2 protein-coding genes and 1 pseudogene are annotated in these 2,665 nt (G+C 55.9%); 2 read left to right on the top strand and 1 reads right to left on the bottom strand.

All coding sequences use genetic code 11. The features are described from left to right. Positions 1 to 271 precede the first annotated feature (271 nt). A complete protein-coding gene (locus CAK78_RS10640) occupies positions 272 to 1,234 on the top strand; it encodes an IS1595 family transposase (RefSeq protein WP_094697238.1) in 963 nt (320 codons plus the stop codon). 7 nt (positions 1,235 to 1,241) lie between these two features. On the opposite strand, the pseudogene CAK78_RS22655 reads toward CAK78_RS10640, so the two are convergent. After that, a pseudogene (locus tag CAK78_RS22655) lies at positions 1,242 to 1,351 on the bottom strand (IS3 family transposase); the annotation flags it as partial. A 442-nt stretch (positions 1,352 to 1,793) separates the two neighbouring features. On the opposite strand from CAK78_RS22655, the gene CAK78_RS10635 reads away from it, so the two are divergent. Next, positions 1,794 to 2,665 (top strand): efflux RND transporter periplasmic adaptor subunit (locus CAK78_RS10635; protein WP_094697239.1); only part of this gene is annotated, 872 nt, incomplete at its 3' end.

Here is a 2,665-nt window from a genome sequence, read left to right as displayed (position 1 = left end):
CCCTAGAGCCGATATCGTGTACCGTTCTAGTTATCACCTGACACCAGTGCACATCCTACGGCATCAAATTTAGACTTTTCATAAACTTGGTGTATGGACTGACCCCACGACAGTAGATATTTCCTGTCCTCACGACGAGGACCGTTCGAAGGCCTCCGGACTGACGCCACCAAGGTGACTGTGGCGTTTGACCCTGTTTTAAAAGGCTCTGTCCCAGTTATGTGTTGAAAGGCTAACCTTGAAGTAGGTCATCACCTTGAGGGCCGCCATCATGGATACCCAAGCCTTTCAACATCTACTGTCCCTCTTCCCATTGCTCACTTTGCGTCAGCGTCGTCTCGCGCAACATGAACTCACCACCCCTCACCCCATCACCTCGTTGGCCACTCAACTCCCCGTATGCCAATGTTGCCCTCACTGCCAGGCCGAGACCACACAGCTGGCTCTCTGGGGCTGGTCTCGAGGGCTGCGTCGTTATCGCTGCAAGCAGTGTCTGCGCACCAGTTCCGTGCTCACCAACACGCCTCTCGCCCGACTTCGCAAGCCACAATGCTGGGAAGACTATGCACAGGCCCTCATCGACGGTCTGACTGTCCGGCAGGCGGCGCTCCGCTGTGGGGTCGGTAAAAACACCGCCTTTTTGTGGCGTCACCGTTTCCTGAAGGCCATGGCCAGCCACCAGGCGGTACGGGAAGAGGGTATCGTCGAGGTCGATGAGACCTTCTTCCTGGAATCTTTCAAAGGCCAGCGCGGATTACCTCGCCCGGCCCGCCATCGTGGAGGCAAAGGCCGTACCCGAGGCACAGGGCCGGATTACATCCCGGTGATGGTGGTGCAAGACCGAGCAGGCCACCAGGCTGATTTCCAGTTAGAACGGCTGAATGCCAGGGCGGTGAAGGCGGTGCTTGAGCCGCTTATCGCCCCGGATGCCGTCCTGTGCAGCGATGGCGCTGGGGTGTATGCGAGTTTCAGCGAGGGACTGGGGATAACACATCAAGTGGTGCACAACCGTGCGGGAGAGCGAGTGGTGGGGGCGTATCACATCCAGCATGTGAATGGTTACCACAGGCGGTTGAAGGAGTGGATGGAACGGTTCCATGGGGTAGCGACCCACTATCTGAGGAATTATCTGGGTTGGCGCAGGATGTTGGAGCGCTATGGGGGTGAAGTGAATATCTCACGTTGCTTGCATGAGGCGCTGGGGCGCCCCATGCAACACGTAATTGGGACATAGCCTTTTAAAACGCTTCAATGTAATCGAAGATATCGCGAGCCAGATCGCGGGTTTTGTAGATCCGCTTTCTGATGCGCTCTTTTTCAGCGAGCGGAAGAACGATTCGACCACCGCATTGACGCTCCTATGTCAGCAAACTCATGCTGAGTCAACTAAATCGGCCAAGATCAAAGGGTAGAGTTCCCTGACGATATAGGGTTTCAAATAACGCCAAAAAGAGTGCCACTTGAACCCTGCAATATAGAAAGTATTCTCGTTAAAGAGAAATTATCGGCATAAATCAAAATGCCGAATGTCAGATAATGCCTTCTACAGTTTGGGAATATGCTGATGTTCAGTGCGTATTTAATTTAGTTAAATTAACAAGGTATCTGCAGTAGTCAATGCCTACAGATATGTCAACTCTTGTGTTTTCTGCTCTTTTGAAGGCAAAAATGGACGTTTGCCTTCAGTTTTTTTAATTCTCATTTGAGTGATCAAAATTCTTAACACTCTTAAATTCACACCAGCAACTCATTTCCTGAATGCTAAACTATTTTTCTGTTAGGATGGACGATATATGCGTAAACGCATTCTGATGTGCTCAGTTGGCCTTGTCCTGTTAACAGCTTGTGGTGAACAAGGTCGCGCACAGCAAGAGCCGGGGGAGATGCAACCCGCCACTGTGGATGTCGTCACCCTGCACACGGCGCCGCTGCAGCTCACCACCGAGCTGACCGGCCGCAGCGCCCCGCTGCGGGTCGCCGAGGTGCGCCCCCAGGTGAGCGGCATCATTCTCAAGCGCCTCTTTACCGAGGGCAGCGACGTCAAAGCCGGTCAGTTGCTCTACCAGATCGACCCCGCCGTCTATCAGGCTGCGGTGGCCAGTGCCAAGGCCAACCTGGCCAAGGCGCAGGCCAACGAGCAGAGCGCCCGCCTCAAGGCCAAGCGCTATGCCGAGCTGGTAAAGGTGAAGGCCATCAGCAGCCAGGAGTATGACGACGCCGACGCGGCCTGGAAGCAGCAGTTGGCCGAGATCGGTGCCGCCAAGGCGGCGCTGCAAAGTGCCAATATCAACCTGGCCTACACCCGAATCACGGCCCCCATCAGCGGTCGCATCGGCAAGTCTGCGGTGACCGAGGGTGCGCTGGTGACGGCCCAGCAGGCCGACAGCCTCACCTCCATCCAGCAGCTCGATCCCATGTATGTGGACGTGCGCCAGTCCACCGCCGATCTGCTGCGCCTCAAGCGTCAGGTGGCGGCCGGCAAGCTGACTCAGGACGAGCAGAAAGGCGCCCGGGTGAGCTTCCAGCTGGAAGATGGCTCCACCTACGGTGAAGAGGGCTCACTGCAGTTCTCCGATGTGACCGTGGATGAGACCACCGGCATGGTGACCCTGCGGGTGATCGTCCCCAACCCTCATCAGCTGCTGCTGCCGGGCATGTTCATGCG

Origin of the sequence: Aeromonas sp. A35_P (assembly GCF_002259925.1) — a bacterium.
Lineage (GTDB): Bacteria > Pseudomonadota > Gammaproteobacteria > Enterobacterales > Aeromonadaceae > Aeromonas > Aeromonas dhakensis.
The sequence above is the reverse complement of the archived record's forward strand: the minus strand, read 5'-3'. Positions and strand labels throughout refer to the sequence as shown.